At 69.6% G+C, this 15,822-nt stretch carries 17 protein-coding genes; 7 read left to right on the forward strand and 10 right to left on the reverse strand.

Annotation, left to right across the window (positions count from 1 at the left end; translation table 11 throughout):
* Window positions 1-4: 4 nt before the first annotated feature.
* From J2W45_RS15450 to J2W45_RS15460, 3 genes are all read right to left on the reverse strand, one after another.
* The gene (locus J2W45_RS15450) at window positions 5-1,177 is read right to left on the reverse strand and encodes a flavin-containing monooxygenase (protein ID WP_310133578.1); all 1,173 of its coding nucleotides are present in this window, start codon (window positions 1,175-1,177) and stop codon (window positions 5-7) included.
* Window positions 1,178-1,187: 10 nt separating this feature from the next.
* Complete coding sequence (locus tag J2W45_RS15455; RefSeq protein ID WP_310133581.1) at window positions 1,188-2,159, reverse strand: DUF389 domain-containing protein; 972 nt, start codon at window positions 2,157-2,159, stop codon at window positions 1,188-1,190.
* A gap of 121 nt (window positions 2,160-2,280) precedes the next feature.
* Complete coding sequence (locus J2W45_RS15460; RefSeq protein WP_310133583.1) at window positions 2,281-3,129, reverse strand: helix-turn-helix transcriptional regulator; 849 nt, start codon at window positions 3,127-3,129, stop codon at window positions 2,281-2,283.
* A 101-nt stretch (window positions 3,130-3,230) separates the two neighbouring features.
* Here J2W45_RS15460 and J2W45_RS15465 point away from each other — a divergent pair, with 101 nt between their 5' ends.
* Entirely contained in the window at window positions 3,231-3,914 is a 684-nt protein-coding gene (locus J2W45_RS15465) for an SDR family NAD(P)-dependent oxidoreductase (RefSeq protein WP_310133586.1), read from the forward strand.
* A 96-nt stretch (window positions 3,915-4,010) separates the two neighbouring features.
* A complete protein-coding gene (locus J2W45_RS15470; RefSeq protein ID WP_310133590.1) occupies window positions 4,011-5,261 on the forward strand; it encodes a low temperature requirement protein A in 1,251 nt (416 codons plus the stop codon).
* Here the strand turns inward: J2W45_RS15470 and J2W45_RS15475 are convergent.
* Window positions 5,164-5,985, reverse strand: coding sequence for an NAD(P)-dependent oxidoreductase (locus tag J2W45_RS15475; RefSeq protein WP_310133593.1), 822 nt, complete (start codon window positions 5,983-5,985; stop codon window positions 5,164-5,166). The two genes, J2W45_RS15470 and J2W45_RS15475, sit on opposite strands and share 98 nt — an antisense overlap.
* Before the next feature lie 55 nt (window positions 5,986-6,040).
* Between J2W45_RS15475 and J2W45_RS15480 the strand changes: the two genes are divergently transcribed.
* A complete protein-coding gene (locus J2W45_RS15480) occupies window positions 6,041-6,541 on the forward strand; it encodes a MarR family winged helix-turn-helix transcriptional regulator (protein ID WP_310133595.1) in 501 nt (166 codons plus the stop codon).
* Here J2W45_RS15480 and J2W45_RS15485 read toward each other — a convergent pair.
* The gene (locus J2W45_RS15485; RefSeq protein WP_310133596.1) at window positions 6,526-7,008 is read right to left on the reverse strand and encodes a MarR family winged helix-turn-helix transcriptional regulator; all 483 of its coding nucleotides are present in this window, start codon (window positions 7,006-7,008) and stop codon (window positions 6,526-6,528) included. The genes J2W45_RS15480 and J2W45_RS15485 overlap by 16 nt on opposite strands.
* Before the next feature lie 52 nt (window positions 7,009-7,060).
* On the opposite strand from J2W45_RS15485, the gene J2W45_RS15490 reads away from it, so the two are divergent.
* The 3 genes from J2W45_RS15490 to J2W45_RS15500 all read left to right on the forward strand — a co-directional run bounded on the left by J2W45_RS15490 (window position 7,061) and on the right by J2W45_RS15500 (window position 9,064).
* Window positions 7,061-7,801 (forward strand): hypothetical protein, encoded by a 741-nt coding sequence (locus J2W45_RS15490; RefSeq protein ID WP_310133600.1) that lies wholly within the window; start codon window positions 7,061-7,063, stop codon window positions 7,799-7,801.
* A complete protein-coding gene (locus J2W45_RS15495) occupies window positions 7,798-8,556 on the forward strand; it encodes an SDR family NAD(P)-dependent oxidoreductase (protein WP_310133603.1) in 759 nt (252 codons plus the stop codon). Before J2W45_RS15490 ends, J2W45_RS15495 begins: the two co-directional genes overlap by 4 nt.
* Window positions 8,557-8,659: 103 nt before the next feature.
* Window positions 8,660-9,064: a hypothetical protein gene (locus J2W45_RS15500; protein ID WP_310133605.1), complete on the forward strand. Its 405-nt coding sequence runs from the start codon at window positions 8,660-8,662 to the stop codon at window positions 9,062-9,064.
* Window positions 9,065-9,129: 65 nt separating this feature from the next.
* Here the strand turns inward: J2W45_RS15500 and J2W45_RS15505 are convergent, their stop codons facing one another.
* Window positions 9,130-9,468, reverse strand: a complete 339-nt coding sequence (locus J2W45_RS15505; protein WP_310133607.1) for a metalloregulator ArsR/SmtB family transcription factor — start codon at window positions 9,466-9,468, stop codon at window positions 9,130-9,132.
* Window positions 9,469-9,534: 66 nt separating this feature from the next.
* Here J2W45_RS15505 and J2W45_RS15510 point away from each other — a divergent pair, with 66 nt between their 5' ends.
* Window positions 9,535-10,437, forward strand: a complete 903-nt coding sequence (locus J2W45_RS15510; RefSeq protein WP_310133609.1) for an NAD-dependent epimerase/dehydratase family protein — start codon at window positions 9,535-9,537, stop codon at window positions 10,435-10,437.
* A 64-nt stretch (window positions 10,438-10,501) separates the two neighbouring features.
* On the opposite strand, the gene J2W45_RS15515 is transcribed toward J2W45_RS15510, so the two are convergent.
* From J2W45_RS15515 to J2W45_RS15530, 4 genes are read right to left on the reverse strand one after another with little or no spacing between them, the layout of a single operon-like run.
* Complete coding sequence (locus J2W45_RS15515) at window positions 10,502-11,839, reverse strand: ABC transporter substrate-binding protein (RefSeq protein WP_310133612.1); 1,338 nt, start codon at window positions 11,837-11,839, stop codon at window positions 10,502-10,504.
* Between the two features lie 37 nt (window positions 11,840-11,876).
* Window positions 11,877-12,788 (reverse strand): carbohydrate ABC transporter permease, encoded by a 912-nt coding sequence (locus J2W45_RS15520; RefSeq protein WP_310133614.1) that lies wholly within the window; start codon window positions 12,786-12,788, stop codon window positions 11,877-11,879.
* On the reverse strand, window positions 12,785-13,711 hold the full coding sequence (locus J2W45_RS15525) for a carbohydrate ABC transporter permease (protein WP_310133617.1): 927 nt from the start codon (window positions 13,709-13,711) through the stop codon (window positions 12,785-12,787). The genes J2W45_RS15520 and J2W45_RS15525 overlap by 4 nt, the downstream gene beginning before the upstream one ends.
* Before the next feature lie 10 nt (window positions 13,712-13,721).
* A complete protein-coding gene (locus J2W45_RS15530) occupies window positions 13,722-15,761 on the reverse strand; it encodes a beta-galactosidase (protein ID WP_310133619.1) in 2,040 nt (679 codons plus the stop codon).
* Window positions 15,762-15,822 lie beyond the last annotated feature (61 nt).

Here is a 15,822-nt window from a genome sequence, read left to right on the forward strand (position 1 = left end):
TGGCTCACGGGTGGCCTGCTCGGCGGGGGAGCCTCGCGATCGCGATCGCGATCCTCCTGGCGTCGATTCCCAGCTGGCGGAGGTTGCCGGTCAGCGGATTCGAATACCCGAGGAAGAACAGGCCCGGGTGCGCGGGAAGCTGCGCGTCTGCGTTCACCAGCGGACGACCGTTCGGGGCGAGGACGCCGAGGTCGCCGACCAGCGGCTCGAGGCCGCGGCGGAACCCGGTGGCGAGGACGACAGCCTCGGGGTGCAGCTCGGTGCCGTCGGAGAGCACCACGGCATCCGGGGTGAATCGCGAGACCGCCGGCACCACTGTCACACGGCCGGCTTTGAGCGCGCGCAGCAGGCCGACGTCGAGCGTCGGCGTCACGTCATCGCGGGCCTGCTGGGTGGCGATCCCGCGTGACGCTTTCGGGATGCCGTACGCGCGCAGGTCGCCCACGGCCACGCGTTGCAGCCCGCCCGCGAGCGCATCCTGCACCCTCAGCGGGAATGCCGCCATCGACAGGATGAGGGCCTGGCTGGGGATGCCGAGCACCGCGCGACGCACGATGTTCGGCGGGGTGCGGACCGCCAGCGACACCGTGACTCCCGCCTCGGCGAGGTCCGCCGCGATCTCCGCGCCGCTGTTGCCGGGTCCGACGACGAGCACGTCGCGGGCGCCGAGGGATCGCGGGTTACGGTACGCGCTCGAATGCAGCACCGTGCCGCGATAGGCGTCGAGTCCGGGCCAGTCGGAGACCTTGGGGCTGTGGTTGTAACCCGTCGCGATGACGACGGCGTCGGCCGCGATGGCGCCGCGCTCGTCTTCTCTGCTCCACGCAACCCGCCAGTGGTCTCCGGCCCGCTCGACGAAGAGAGCGGTGACACCCAACCGGACGTCGAGCTCGTGCACGGCAGCGTACTGGGCGAGGTAGCGCAGAACGTCGTCGCGCGCGACCCAGCGACCGTAGTGGCGCGGGATGCGGAAGCCGGGCAGCCCGGAGAGCCGTCGCGACGTGTGCAGGTGCAGGCGGTCGTAGTGGCCGGCCCAGCTCGATCCCACCCGGTCGGCCTTGTCGATGACGACGGCCTCGATGCCCGCGCGTTTCAGCTCGGCGGCGGCGGAGAGCCCGGCGGGGCCGGCCCCGATGACCAGCGCCGGGATACGGGAAGGGAGAGCGGCGGCGCCCACGGGAGTCACCCTAGCTCCGGATGCCGCGGCCCGCACCGCCCGTGCCGGCTTCCGGGGACCGAGCGGTACGCCGCCGCTGATTCACCCGCTGCACGACCAGGGTCGCCACCCCGCCGAGTGTGATCGCGGCGAGGTTGACGACCAGCTGGATGAGCGCACCGACGGCCTGCTCGGCGGCCCCGTACGCGAGGGCGACGGCGGCGTTCGCGGCGGCCGGGATCGTCGTCACCGAGATCAGCACCCCGATGAGCGCACCCGACTTCGCCGTCGACAGTGAGAGCAGACCGGCGACGCCGGCGAGGAGGCCGACCACCCAGCTGAGCGCGTTCGGTCTCCAGATGAAATCCGTCAGCGGCCGGGAGTGCAGCAGATCGGCCGGTGACATCAGGTGCAGCGCGGTGAGAAGCCAGGTGAACAGCATGGTGATCGCGATGGCGACGGCGAACCCGACGGCGAGAGCGAGAACGGATTGCGCGATCATCCGGCCTCGCCACCGCACGAGCCCCACCGAGAGTGCGGCGAGCGGGCCGAAGTCCGGGCCGACGACCATCGCGCCGACGATGAGGATCGGCTCGTCGAAGACCACGCCGATCGCGCCGATCATGGTGGCGACCGACATGAACGTGAGGAAGGTGGGGGAGAGGCTGGTCTCCTCGTGCGTGCGCTGCTCGATCTCCTGCCACACCACCGCGTCGGCGGCGTGGCCGGGGGCGGCTCGGCTTGCGCGCTTCGCCGCATCCGAGATCTCGACGCCGATGTCGTCGACGGAGATCGAACCCTCGTGCTGCACACCGAGTTGCTGAAGCCGGTCGAGAAGGTCGCTCAAGCCTTCGCGGGCGACATCGCAGAGCACCAGGTCGCCGGCAGGCCGGGTGGCGGCCTTCGGGATGCGGACGATGCTGGTCGTCGCAACGCTGTCCTCGAGGGTGGTGAGCACCTGGTCGACCAGGTCGGCGGGGGCGATGATTCGCAGATGCTGCACGTGGCCAGTGTCGCCGCAATCCAGCCGCGCGTCTCGCGATCGGGGGTGTGTCGGTGAAGGCCGCCGTTCAGGGGACGATGTTCGATCTCCGCCGGTACTACTCGGCGTATGACAGCGGCGCTCAGGACAGCGTCGGCGCCGGGGCGAACCGTTCGACCCCGGTGACCCGGAGCAGGTCGAGCTTGGCTGCATCGTCGGTGCCGGGCGCCGCGGTGTAGACGACGATGCGCAGGTCGCCGTCGGGCACGGTCAGGACGTCGCAGTCCACGGTGATCGCGCCCACGATCGTGTCCGTCATCGTCTTCCGGCTGGAGCGGTGCGCGGCCACGCGTGCTTCGCCCCAGCGGCGGTCGAAGTCGGGGGAGGCCGCCCGCAGCCGGGCGATAAGCCGGCCGAGGTCGGGGTCGGCGGCATAGCGGCCGTGGGCCTGACGGAGGTCGGCGACGAGGTCGGACGAGAACTCCTCGGCGTGCACGTCGTCGAACTCGACGCCCGGGTGGCCGTGGGTGAAGTGCCGCCACACCAGGTTGCGGTCGAGGCCCGTGACCTCGGACGGGTCCTTGAGCAGAGCCGCCCACAGGGGGTTCCAGACCAGGAAGTCCCAGGCGGCCGAGAACACGGCGAGGGGCACATCCCCGATCCGGTCCAGGATGCGCTGCACGCCCGGCGTGAGGTGCTTCGGCACGTTGCCTGCCGGCGACGACACCGCCCCGGCGACTCGGAACAGGTGGTCCCGCTCCTCGCCGGAGAGGCGGAGCGCCCGGGCCAGCGCGGTGAGGAGCTGAGGCGAAGGGTTCGTCGCGCGTCCCTGCTCCAGGCGGACGATGTAGTCGACGCTCACCCCGGCGAGCGCCGCGAGCTCTTCCCGGCGCAGGCCCGGGGTGCGTCTGCCGGGGCCTGCGGGCAGTCCGACTTCGACCGGGTCGACCCGGTCCCGCCAGGACCGCAGCACGACCGCGAACTCGCTCATGCGAACATCGTACGTCCGGGCGCCCGCGCCATCCTGGTACTGCCGGTACCCCCGACGAGCGGTGCCTGGGCATCCTCTCGGCGGGCGCGGAGGATCGGAGCATGACGACGACACTGATCACAGGATCCAACCGCGGCCTCGGCCTCGAAACCGCCCGCCGACTCATCGAGGCCGGGCACACCGTCTACGCCGGGATGCGCGACACCGATGGCGGGGAGGCGGCGCGATCGCTGGGCGCCATCCCCGTCGCCCTCGACGTGACCGACCAGGGCAGTGTGGATGCGGCGGTCGCCTCCCTGCCCGAGCTGGACGTGCTCGTCAACAACGCGGGCGTGCTCGGCCCGTCGCGTGGCGGGGCCGACGACCTGGACGCCGAGTCGATGCAGCAGACCCTCGACACGAATGTGGTCGGCCTCATCCGCGTCACTCAGGCGTGCCTGCCCCTGCTCCGCCGCTCGGCGGCGCCGGTCATCGTAAACGTCGCCTCGGGCGTGGGCTGGCCGCGATGGCTGTCCACGCCGGGGCACGACGAGTACCCCGTGCTGGGCATCCCCTACGCCGCGGCCAAAGCGGCGGTCATCGCGCTGACGGTGCAATACGCGAAGAGCCTGCCCGGGTTCCGCGTGAACGCCAGCGACCCGGGCTACACCGCCACAGAGTTCAACGGGTACAGCGGGCACCAGACCGTCCGGGAGGGGACGGATGCCACGGTGATGCTGGCCACGATCGGTCCGGACGGGCCGACCGGCGAGTTCCACAACCGGTCGGGGCGCATCGAGTACTGAGCGCCGGTCAGGTCGGAACCGTTGGCCGGCGGCGGGGCCGCGGCGCAGAATAGGGCCACCCGGCTGCGGGGGCCGGGCGTCCATCCGGGAGGCGCAATGTCCGAGAGCACGCGAGACGACCTCGGTCACCGGATGCTGCGCATGACGGGGCGAGACCCCGGCGAGTCCCACCGCTCGGCGACACCGCTGGAGCTCCTGTTCGACCTGACCTTCGTGATCGCGTTCGGTCAGGCGGGCGACCAGCTCGCGCACCTGCTCGCCGAGGGGCACGTGTGGCCGGGGATCGGCGCCTTCTCATTCGCGATGTTCGCGATCTGCTGGGCCTGGATCAACTTCTCCTGGTTCGCGTCGGCCTACGACACCGACGACTGGTTCTATCGCGTGACCACGATGGTGCAGATGGTCGGCGTGGTCGTGCTGGCGCTCGGGCTGCCCGAGCTGTTCGCGTCGGTCGACGCGGGGGAGGGGTTCGCGGTCGGTGTGCTCGTGGCGGGCTACGTCGTGATGCGCATCGCGCTGGTGGCCCAGTGGCTCCGGGCTGCCGCGCAGGACCCGCCCCGGCGCCGCGTCGCCCTCGTCTACGCGGCGTCGGTGACGACGGCCCAGGTCGGCTGGGTGCTGCTGGCGCTCGCGCGGCCGAGTTTCGAGACGGTGCTGCTGATCGCGCCGCTGCTGTACGTGATCGAGCTGGGCGGACCGGTCCTCGCCGAGGTGCGGCTCGGCGGGACGCCCTGGAACGCCGGCCACATCGCCGAACGCTACGGTCTGCTCACCATCATCGCGCTCGGCGAGGTGCTGTTCGGGACGGTCACGTCGGTCGCCGCGCTGGTCGAGAAGCAGGGGTGGAGCGTCCAGGCCGCCCTGGTCGCCCTGGCCGGTGTCGGGCTGACGTTCGGGCTCTGGTGGACGTACTTCATCATCCCGTCGTCGGAGATCCTCCGCCGCCACCGCCGTCGGGCGGTGGCTTGGGGGTACAGCCACATCCTGCTCTTCGCCTCGATCGCAGCGACCGGAGCCGGGCTGCATGTCGTCGCGTACGAGATCGAGGGGGTCGGCGAGCTCGGGGTGGCCGGCGCCGTGGCGAGCGCGGCGGTTCCGGTGCTCGTGTTCTCGGTGGTCCTGTTCCTGCTGTACACGTATCTCGTGCACGAAGGGGATCCGTTCCACCTCGGACTGTTCCTGGGCACCGTCGCTGCGCTCGTCGCGGCGGTGTGGCTGGCGGCGGCGGGCGCTCCGATCGGCGTGAGCCTCATCCTGATCGCCCTGTCGCCCGCGGTCGTCGTCGTCGGGTACGAGACGGTGGGGCACCGGCACCAGGCGGCGGCGCTGGCGCGTCAGCTCGCGTGAGAGCGTCTGCCGAATGATCGGGCATCGGAAGGCCACGCCGGCTCGAACCCTCGCGCAGGAGCAGTCGGAGCAGGCTGGGCTTCTCGTCGAACGTGCCGACGGCGCAGACCTTCCGCACGAACTCGTCGGAGTCGAGCTGCTTCCGCATCGCGTCGGCGAGGTCCGCTCGGGAGGTGAACGACGCGTTCAGGTAGTCCTCCGCCGTTCGGTACTCCGTCACCTGCGTGGTCTCGAACAGGCCGCTCGGGCGCATGATGGTCCACTCCGCATCGGAGGCCCGGACGAGCGCCTCCATCCGCGCCATGTCGGCGTACACCGTCCGGCCGAAGTACCGGACGAGCGGCCCGGCGACCTTGTCGACCAGGAACCCGCCGTGGGGTCCCAGCTGCGGCTCGACCAGGCTCGCGCTCACGCAGACCAGCCTCCGGACCGCGTGACGCTCCATGGCTGAGAGGATGTGGGCGGCGCCCTCCGAGTAGACCGTGACGGGCCCGCGGCTGTACGGGACCCCGAGACTGGAGAGCACTGCATCGTGTCCAGCGACGGCCGTGCTCACGGCATCCACGTCATGGACGTCGGCGGCCACCACCCGCAGTGCGGCGCCGAACCGGGGAAACGCATCCGGCCGACGGGTCACGGCGGTGACCGTGTGGCCCGCCTGCAGGGACTGGCTCACGAGCACGCGGCCGGTCGGCCCGTTCGCCCCGAATACGACGATCCTCATTGCGGCAGCCCTTCCGGTATGCTTCAGACAACCGATTGTATGAGGACGATACCATATGAATCTCGTAATAAATAGTCCTGCCGATCGCACGGACGTGCTGCGCGGCGCGGTCCGGGATGTCCGCGTCCAGCTCTCGGTGCTCAATCACCACGTCGCCGCGCGGGCCGGCGTGAAGGATGCCGACTTCGACTGCCTGGACCTCATCTCCATCCACGGTCCGCTGAGTCCTGGAGCGCTCTCCAAGCTGGCGGAACTCCACCCCGCGACGTTGACGGGCATCCTGGACCGCTTGGAGAGCGGGGGATGGATCGCGCGCGAACGGGATCCGCAGGATCGGCGCGCCGTGGTCGTGCGCGTGCTCCCCGACCGGAACGCCGAAGTCTTCGCGCTCTACGCGGGCATGAACTCGCGCTTCGACGAGGTCTGCGCCGACTTCTCCGCCGACGAGCTGGATGTGATCGCCGGCTTCCTGGAGAGAGTGCGAGCCGCGGGAGCGGCGGCGGCTGCCGACCTGCGGGGAGCCGACTCGGAGGGTGCGTCTCAGCGATCGGTGTGAGCGGAGCCCCCGCGGTAGTCCGGGTGGACGTCCCGATCGAGCCCCCGCGCATCCCCGAGCCGGAGGAGCAGTTCGTACAGGCGGTCGCGATCGTCCGCGCTCAGGCCTTCCGTCAGCTCCTCCTCCTGCGCTTCGGCGGCGCTCCTCAGCCGGGCGAGCAGTTCGCGCCCCGGGTCGGTGACGTGCAGCACGAAGTTGCGCCGGTCGGTCGTGCTGCGCTCGCGAGTGATCAGCCCGGCCGCTTCGAGCGAGTCCACCAGCGCGACCACCCGGCTCTGGGCCACGCCGAGCTTCTCCGCGAGCTCGCGCTGGTTCATGTCCGCACCGCGGCCCAGGATGCGCATCGCGCCGGCTTCCGGCGGGGTGATGCCGAGCTCCCGAGCGCGCGCGGCGAAGCTCTCGGCGGCCAGCGAGCCCAGCTGGGTGAGGAGGAATCCGATGCGCGCGGGGCGTCTCGCCGGGGTCATGGGATCAGAATAGAGCATTGACTTAATGATTCACATGGTGAAGCATTTGAGCATGACCGAGACAACGACTTCCCGACGGCGCCGACCGGATGGGCCGAACGCCGGCGTGCTCGCCGTCGTCAGCCTCGCGCTGACGATCGCATCCGTCCTCGTGCCGCCGCTGCTGGCCTCGGGAACCCCCTTCCCGTCGCCCCTCGGATCGACGGCCGCCGTCAGCGGGTACTTCGTGCAGCACTCCGCGGCCGCTTCGGTCACCGGCTTCCTCGTGTTCGCCGCGTCCGTTCCGCTGGGCATCTACGCGGCGACCGTCTATGCACGGATGCAGCGCCTCGGCATCCGGGTTCCCGGGCCTACGATCGCCCTCGTCGGCGGGATCGCCGCATCCATCCTTCTCTCGATCTCCGGGCTCCTGGCCTGGGCGCTCGGCCAGCCGGTCGCCGGTCGCCCACCCGCGCTCCTGCACACCCTCGACTACGTCGTCTACGCGCTCGGCGGCGTCGGGTTCGTCACCGGCCTGGGGCTGCTGATCGCCGGGATCGCCGTACCGGCCCTCATCCTCGGGCTCGCCCCGCGGTGGCTGGCGTGGGCCGGTCTCATCCTGGCCGGTCTCAGCGAGCTCTCGTTCTTCGCCCTCCTCATCCCGCAGCTGGCGTTCCTGCTGCCGGTCTGCCGCTTCCTCGGGCTCGCGTGGCTGTCGGTCGTCGGATTCCTGCTGCCCCGCGACCGTCACGATGTCCCGCGGCGCGGAGACCGTGCCGGCACGGCGCCGAGCGCGTCGGAGGTCGGACGGTGAACCGCCTGGGCGGGCGGGTGGCCTGGGTCACCGGCAGCTCTCGCGGGATCGGCGAGTCGATCGCGGTGGCGTTCGCGCAGGCCGGGGCGGCCGTCGCGGTACACGGCCGGGACGAGCGCGCGGCGCAGGCGGTACAGGAGCGCATCACCGCCGCCGGGGGACGCGCGTCCGTCGTCCTCGGCGATGTCACGTCCGCGCCAGACCTCGAGGGGATGGTGGAGACGATCGAGTGGGCGCTCGGGCCCATCGACATCCTGGTCGCCAACGCGGGTGGCAATCCCGTTCGCCCCGGCCCCCTCGAAGCCATGAGCATCGAGGAGTGGCGGCGCGCCGTGGATGCGAACCTCACCGCGACCTTCGCCACCATCGCCTCCGTGCTCCCGGTGATGAAGCAGCGCGGACACGGCTCGATCATCACGATCTCCTCCGCCGCCGCGCGACGTCCGACCCCGCAGTCACCGGTCGCCTATGCGGCGGCCAAGGCGGGCGTGGAGCTCCTCACCCAGTGGCTGGCGGCCGAGGCGGGGCCGAGCGGGGTCCGCGTGAACTGCGTCGCCCCCGAGACGATCCTGACCGAACGGAACCGGCAGCGGATCCCCGCGGAGATGCAGGAGCGGATGATCGACGCGCACCCGATCCGCCGGCTTGGCACCCGGGAGGATGTCGCCGCCGCGTGCCTGTTCCTCGCGAGCGATCAGTCGGGATGGATCTCGGGGGCGACCCTCGACGTGGCGGGCGGCTCGGTGCTGCACTGAGCCGCGCCGTCACAGATCGTGGGCCGGTCGACATGAGAGGCGGCGCACGCCTTCGCCGCCGGCAACCGTGTCGGGAGTCCGCAGACCGCCGTACGCTTCACATGTGAGTGAGCTCGAGCCACGGAAGCGGCGGGGTCTGCGCAGCTCGCGGAAGAAGGCCCTCGTTCCGCGGCACATCCCGAGCGAGGTCGTGCCCGTGCCGGTCGAGGATGTGGAGGACTTCGTCCGCGACGCGCTGCGGGGGACCAGCCTGCGGGACCCGTTCGCGCAGATCCTGGGCGGCTACGCGCTCTTCGCGCCGCAGCTGCGCTTCGTTCCGGTGGACGAGACCCATACGCGTGTGGAGTTCGACGCGGTCGGACGGGTCGCCGGCGCCGAGGCGCTCAAGTACACCCGCCGTCTCGGCGAGATCGACCGCTTCTTTGTCGCGCTCCGCGACGAGCTGGACCGCCGCGAGCAGAGGCGTCGCCCGCCCGCAGGAGAACGGGCGATCGAGGATGGTGGCTGAGCGCTTGCGGGGTGTACGACATCCAGGTCGCCGCTCACCGAGCGGGGCAGGAGCGGGGCTGCCCCTTACGCTTCCGCCGCGCGGTCGCTGGTGCGGCCCGAGCCGCGCTTGCGCACCTCCCGCAGCACGATCTGCTCGGGGCAGACGGTCGAGAGGAAGTCGCCCACAGACAGCGCCAGCCGATCGCTCACCAGTGAGTACAGGATGCGGTTCGCGTCCCGGCGCTCGGTGACGAGCCCTGCCTGGCGCAGAACGCTCAGATGGCGCGAGATGGTCGGGCCCGTCGCGTTGAACCGTGCGGCGATCTCGCCGGCGGCGAGTTCGCCGTCCTTGAGGTCTTGGAGGATCTGCCGCCGGGTCGGATGCGCGAGAGCGGCGAAGATCTCGGTCGCACTGTCTGTCATGGTTGCAATATAGCACTATTGCTAGATACAGTTTAGCTTCGTTGCTAATAAGCGAAGGAGCAGAACGTGCGCATAGCCATCACCGGGGGCACCGGATTCGTCGGGCGCCATCTCGCCGCGAGGCTCGACCCCGCCGACGTCGTCGTGGTCTCGCGCCGCACAGGAGTGTCGATCACCGATGTGGATGCGTTGGCCGCTGCCTTCGCCGGGTGCGATGCTGTCGCCCACTGCGCCGGAATCAACCGTGAACTGGGCGACCAGACGTTCGAGCGCGTCCATGTCGAGGGCACCCGAGCGGTCGTCGAAGCGGCCCGACGCGCCGGCGTGAAGCGCATCGTGATGGTCAGCTTCCTGCGAGCACGCCCCGATTCGGGATCCGGCTACCACGACACCAAATGGGCGGCGGAAGAGTTGGTGCGCGAATCCGGCATCGATCACACGATCCTGAAGTGCGGCATGATCTACGGGCCGGGCGACCACATGGTGAACCATGTCGCCCGCGCCGTGCGCACCGTGCCGATGTTCGCGACCGTCGGATTCCGCGAGCGCACCGTCCGGCCGCTACCCGTCGACGATGCGGTCGACGTCCTGATCGCAGCTCTCGAGGGGCGAGTTCCGAAGTCGACTGTCGCCGTCATGGGCGCGGATGAGATGACGCTCGGCGAGGCAGTCCGTCGAATCGCTCGAGTCGCGGAACGTCGCCCGGTCTTCTTCCCTGCGCCCGTCTGGACGATCAAAGCTCTCGCCCGGCTCACGGAATGGACGATGGTTGTGCCGCTCGTGGCGAAAGCGCAGGCGCGCATGCTGGACGAAGGCGTGAGCGAACCTGCGCCGTTCGCACCGGAGCTGCCCGTCGGCCTCCGTCCGTCACGGCCCTTCGACGACGAGAGCATTCGAGTCGCGCTCCCGGTCGGCCGTTTCGGGGTCGACGACCTCCGGGTCGTCGGTTGGTGGGCCCGGCGACGCTGAGCTTCGGACGCAAAAGAAGAGGGCGCCGGGGATCACCCCGGCGCCCTCCGCTTCGATGCGGTCGTCAGCCCTTGACCGGGATCGACTGGGCCTTCAGCGCGTCGATCGTCTTCTGCTGGCCGGTCTTGAGCGCATCCAGCAGCGTGCCGTTGCCGCCCAGCGCGGCCCCGAACCCGTCGGACACGTCCGTGTAGGTCTGGGTCATCGTCGGACCCCACGTGAAGTTGGGGTCGACCTCGCTGGAGGCCTGCTTGAACACGTCGTAGATCTTCTGACCGCCGTAGAACGGCTGGCCGGAGGTGAAGGCGTCGAGGTTGGCCCCGTCCTTCGCCGCCGGGTACAGGCCACCGAGCTTGTTCTCGAGGGCGAGTGCCTCCGGGTCGGTGTTCAGCCACATCGCGAACTTGGCGGCCTCGTACGGGTGCTTGGAGCCCTTCAGGACCGCCGTCGAGGATCCGCCCCAGTCGCCGGCCTTCTTGTCACCCGCGGACCACTGCGGCATCGGCGCGACCGCCCACTTGCCCGCCGTGTTCGGCGCTCCGGTCTCGAGCGTGGAGGCGCCCCACACCGCCGAGACCCAGGTCCACTGCTGTCCGTCGTCGAAGGACTTGTTCCAGTCGTCGGAGAAGGACGCGAGCTTCGACACCTGTCCGGCGTCGATGAGCTTCTGCCAGTAGTCGGCGACCTGCTTGGACTTGTCGTCGGTCAGGTTGACGGTCCACTCGTTGCCGTTGTTCTTGAACCACTCGCCGCCGGCCTGCCAGACCATGCCGGCGAACCAGTTGACGTCGGTCTTGGGGAAGTTGGTGATGTACGCCCCCTTGGCCCTGATCTCAGCGGCCGCCTTCGCGTACTCGTCCCACGTGGTCGGCACGGCGATGCCGGCCTGCTCGAAGAGGTCCTTGCGGTAGAACATGGCGATGGGGCCGGTGTCCTGCGGGATCGCGTAGACGGCGTTGTCCTCGCCGAACGTCACCTGGTTCCAGGTCCAGTCGACGAAGTCGTTCTTGGCGTCGGCGACGGGCTTGCACGAGGCGATGTTGGTCAGGCCGTCCTGCACGCGGAAGTTCGGAAGCGCGTCGTACTCGACCTGACCGAGGTCGGGCGCGTTGCCCGCCTTGATCTGGTTGAAGAAGTTCTGGTACGTCCCGGCGTTCCCCGACGGTCCGGTCTGGAACTTGACCTGGATGTCCGGGTTCTTGCTGTTCCAGAGGTCGACGACCTTGTCCATCCCGGGCACCCAGGTGGTGAACGTCAGATTGACCTTGCCGGAGGAGGGCTTGCAGTCCCCGCCGGCGGCCGCGGTGCCCGACCCGGTGGAGCTCTGTCCGGTACACGCCGTGAGGGCGAGAGCTGCGGTGATGCCGACGGCGGCGGCGATCATCCTTGTCCGAGCTTTCATCATGTGTCCTTTGTGTTGTTTGTGTGGAGGGGTGTGATCACTTGACACTTCCCGCGGCGAGTCCGCCGGACCAGAACCGCTGCAGGCTCAGGAAGGCGATCACCAGCGGGACGATCGACACGAAGGCACCGACGATCACCAGTGATCGCAGTTCGGGGGCCTGGCCGATCGCGCTGTTCCAGGCGTAGAGACCGAGGGTCACCGGGAACAGGGTCTGATCCCGCAGCATGATCAGCGGCAGGAAGAAGTTGTTCCAGATCGCGACGAACTGGAAGAGGAACATCGTCACCAGCGCCGGCGACATGAGGCGCACGGAGACGGTGAAGAATGTGCGCACCTCGCTGGAGCCGTCGAGGCGGGCGGCCTCGAGCAGCTCGTCGGGCACGCTGGCGGCGGCGAAGATCCGGGCCAGGTACACGCCGAACGGGCTCACGATGCTGGGCAGGAAGACGGACCAGAACGTGTTGGTCAGCTGCACCTGCGAGAAGATGAGGAACAGGGGAAGCGCTAGCGCGGTCGCGGGCACCAGGACCCCGGCGAGCACCCCGTTGAAGAGTGCCTCGCGGCCCCGGAACCGGTACTTGGCCAGGGCGTAGCCGCACATCGCGGCGACGAGCGTCCCCAGGAAGGCGCCGAGACCGGCGTACAGCACGCTGTTGACCAGCCAGTGCACGTAGACGCCCGAGTCGTACGTGAACAGCGTCCCGAGGTTGTCGAGGAAGGTCGAGAACCCGTTCGGCGTGAACCAGAGTGCAGCCGTGCTGGTGAACTCGCCCCGCGTCTTGGTGGACGAGACCAGCAGCCACCAGATGGGGATGAGGAAGTAGAAGGTGAACACCGCCATGACGAGCATGGCGCCGGTGCGGGAGACGATGTTCTCGCGGCCCGCAGCTCGCGGCGGGGCGTCACCGCGCTGGACGCGCCGGGTAGCGGCCGTGATGCTGGTCATGCGAAGGCCCTTCTCTGGGTGAGCTTCAGGAAGACGAACGAGAGCACGAACGTGAACAGGGCCAGCACGACGGACATCGCCGCGGCGAGGTTGTAGTTCGGGATGGACGCCGTCGTGTACACCGTGAGGTTCGGCGTGTAGGTGCTGTTGATGGCGGTGCTGAAGGTGCGGAGGGTCTGCGGTTCAGCCAGCAGCTGGAGCGTGCCGATGATCGAGAACACCGCGGTGAGGATGATCGCCGGCATCACCAGGGGGATCTTGACGCGCACCGCGATCTGCCAGTTGTTCGCGCCGTCCAGCTTCGCGGCCTCGTAGATCTCCTGCGGGATCGCCAGCAGCGACGAGTAGATGATCAGCATGTTGTAGCCGACGTAGACCCACGTCACGATGTTCGCGATCGACCACAGCACGAGCCCGGAGCCGAGGAAGTCCACGTTCTGGGTGATGGTCGAGAACGGGGAGAGCGACGGCGAGTAGAGGAACCCCCACATGATCGCTGCGATCACGCCGGGCACGGCGTAGGGGGCGAAGTAGGCCAGCCGGAAGAACTTCTTCCCCCGGAGCAGCGGCGAGTCGAGCAGCAGGGCGAAGACGAGGGCCAGCAGCAGCATGACCGGGACCTGGACCACGCCGAACAGCAGCACCCGGCCCACGGACGTCCAGAACGCGGTGTCCTGGAACACCTGCACGTACTGGGTCAGTCCGCCGAACACCTGGGTGGCCGGCCCGAACGTGCCCTGGCGTTGCACCGTGAGCAGCGACTGGTAGATCGCGTACGCGATCGGCACCGCGTAGAAGAGCAGGTAGAGGACTCCGAAGGGTGCCACGAAGACGAGAAGGGCCTTCCAGAGTCCCCGGCCCCGGCGCCGCGGGGCGGCTTGCCGGGCGGCGGGGGTCGTGGTGGTGGGTGACGTCGCTGTCATCGCTGTGTCCTCAGCTTTCGGTGCGCTCGGTTCGGACGACCCGGACGGCGCCGGCGGGGACCTCCAGGGAGGTGACCGGCTGGTCCGTGATCAGCTCGTGGCCGCTGATGATGCGCGTGTGCGGCAGCCGAGTGTGGTTGATGAAGAAGTGGTAGTCCGCCTCGGGTCCGCGACGGAGCACCGTCTCGATCCCGGCGACGTGGTCCTGGGGGAGGGACGCGCCAGCGCCGATCGCGGCCTCGTGGAGCAGGTCCCGGAGGTGCTCGTGGTCGAGGTCGGTGCCGAGGTACCAGGCGCGACCGGATCCGAAGGAGTTGACCGTGAGAGCCGGTTCCCCCTCCAGCGGGCCGTCCTGGTAGGTGGAGACGGCGGTCGCGGTGGTCGTGGCGATGCGCTCGGTCCAGATGGTCGCGGTGGCGCCGTTGTCCAGCCTCCGCTCGGCCCCGTCGGCCAGGGGGAAGAACTCGTCGGTGCGGATGCCGAGCAGCTCGGTGAACGCGCCGGGGTAGCCGCCGAGTCGTACGCGGTCGTCCTCGTCGACGATGCCCGAGAAGAACGAGATGACCGCCGTGCCGCCCGCGTCCACGTAGTCGCGGAGATTGGCGGCCTCGTGATCGCGAACGAGGTAGAGGGAGGGGACGACGACCATCCGGTAGCCGCTGAGGTCCGCGTCGGGAGCGACGAGGTCGACGGTGATCCCCGCCTCCCAGAGAGCGCGGTACATGCGGTGGACCTGGTCGAGATAGCGCACCTCTTCGGAGGGGTGCGAGTCGAGGTCTGTCGCCCACCAGGCCTCCCAGCTGAAGACCATCGCGACGTCGGCGACGACCTCGCTGCCCACGACCTCCCGGATCGCGTGCAGCGTGCGGGAGAGCTCGAGGACCTCCTGCCACTTGTGGCTTTCCGTGCCGGCGTGGGGGATCAGCGCCGAATGGAACTTCTCGGTGCCCTGGGCGGACGCCCGCCACTGGAAGAAGCAGATGCCGTCGGCGCCGCGGGCGACGTGGGCGAGCGAGTTGCGGACCAGCTCACCCGGCTCCTTGGCGATGTTGCGCGGCTGCCAGTTCACCGCGCCGGTGGACTGCTCCATCAGCAGCCACGGATGTCCGCCCGCGAGACCCCGCGTGCCGTCGGCCGCGAACGACAACTCCTGGTGCGGAACGGGGAGGCGGTGGTCGAGGTAGTGGTCGTTGGCGACCAGGTCGACGTGGGGGGCCCACTCCCAGTAGTTCTGGGTGCGGATGTGGGAGGTCACCATGAAGTTGGTGGTCACGGGGGCGTCCGACAGCGAGCGCAGGATGCGCTCCTCGATCGTGTACAGGTTGAGCACCTCGTCCGAGGAGAACCGGGCGAAGTCGAGCGCCTGCGCGGGGTTCCCCGCCGAGAGCGTGCGACGCGGGGGGAGGACCTCGGACCAGTCGCCGTAGCGCTGGCTCCAGAACGCGGTGCCCCAGGCCCGGTTGAGAGCGTCGGTGGTCCCGTACTTCCGCTGGAGCCAGCCGCGGAACGCCTCGGCGGAGACGTCGCAGTAGCAGAGGGCGTTGTGGCAGCCGAGTTCGTTCGAGACGTGCCAGAGCCGGACGGCGGGATGCGATCCGTACCGGGTGGCGACCGCGGTTACCAGCCGCTCGGCCGCCGCATGGAACACGGGGGAGCTCGGGCAGTAGGCCTGGCGTCCGCCCGGCCACGCCCGCAGGCCGTCCTGCGAGACCGGGAGGATCTCGGGGTGCAGCGTGGTCAGCCACGGGGGAGGGGACGAGGTCCCGGTGCCGAGGTTCACGCCGATCCCCGCCTCGTGGAGCATGTCGATGATCGCGTCGAGGTCGGAGAAGTCGAACTCGTCCGGGTTCGGCTGGACCTGGGCCCAGCCGAAGACGTTGATCGCGACCAGCGAGACGCCGGATTCCACCATGAGGCGGATGTCCTCCGCCCACACGGAGCGGTCCCACTGCTCGGGGTTGTAGTCGCAGCCGAACACGATCCGGCTGCCCGAATCGTCGGCGTTCCTCGTCAGCCCCGCGAGCGCGGTGCGCACCGTGTCGAGCGTCACGCCGACCTCCTCGTCGTCTGGGTTGTGAACGTTCCCAGAGTCTCGATAGGGGGAACCGCGT

It is taken from the genome of Leifsonia shinshuensis, assembly GCF_031456835.1.
GTDB lineage: Bacteria > Actinomycetota > Actinomycetes > Actinomycetales > Microbacteriaceae > Leifsonia > Leifsonia shinshuensis_C.

Excerpts from the sequence above, each read along its gene's own strand:
- J2W45_RS15460 (WP_310133583.1), bottom strand. The coding sequence starts at position 3,129 with ATGAGCGAGTTCGCGGTCGTGCTGCGGTCCTGGCGGGACCGGGTCGAC.
- J2W45_RS15465 (WP_310133586.1), top strand. The coding sequence starts at position 3,231 with ATGACGACGACACTGATCACAGGATCCAACCGCGGCCTCGGCCTCGAA.
- J2W45_RS15470 (WP_310133590.1), top strand. The coding sequence starts at position 4,011 with ATGTCCGAGAGCACGCGAGACGACCTCGGTCACCGGATGCTGCGCATG.
- J2W45_RS15475 (WP_310133593.1), bottom strand. The coding sequence starts at position 5,985 with ATGAGGATCGTCGTATTCGGGGCGAACGGGCCGACCGGCCGCGTGCTC.
- J2W45_RS15480 (WP_310133595.1), top strand. The coding sequence starts at position 6,041 with ATGAATCTCGTAATAAATAGTCCTGCCGATCGCACGGACGTGCTGCGC.
- J2W45_RS15485 (WP_310133596.1), bottom strand. The coding sequence starts at position 7,008 with ATGACCCCGGCGAGACGCCCCGCGCGCATCGGATTCCTCCTCACCCAG.
- J2W45_RS15490 (WP_310133600.1), top strand. The coding sequence starts at position 7,061 with ATGACCGAGACAACGACTTCCCGACGGCGCCGACCGGATGGGCCGAAC.
- J2W45_RS15505 (WP_310133607.1), bottom strand. The coding sequence starts at position 9,468 with ATGACAGACAGTGCGACCGAGATCTTCGCCGCTCTCGCGCATCCGACC.
- J2W45_RS15515 (WP_310133612.1), bottom strand. The coding sequence starts at position 11,839 with ATGAAAGCTCGGACAAGGATGATCGCCGCCGCCGTCGGCATCACCGCA.
- J2W45_RS15520 (WP_310133614.1), bottom strand. The coding sequence starts at position 12,788 with ATGACCAGCATCACGGCCGCTACCCGGCGCGTCCAGCGCGGTGACGCC.
- J2W45_RS15525 (WP_310133617.1), bottom strand. The coding sequence starts at position 13,711 with ATGACAGCGACGTCACCCACCACCACGACCCCCGCCGCCCGGCAAGCC.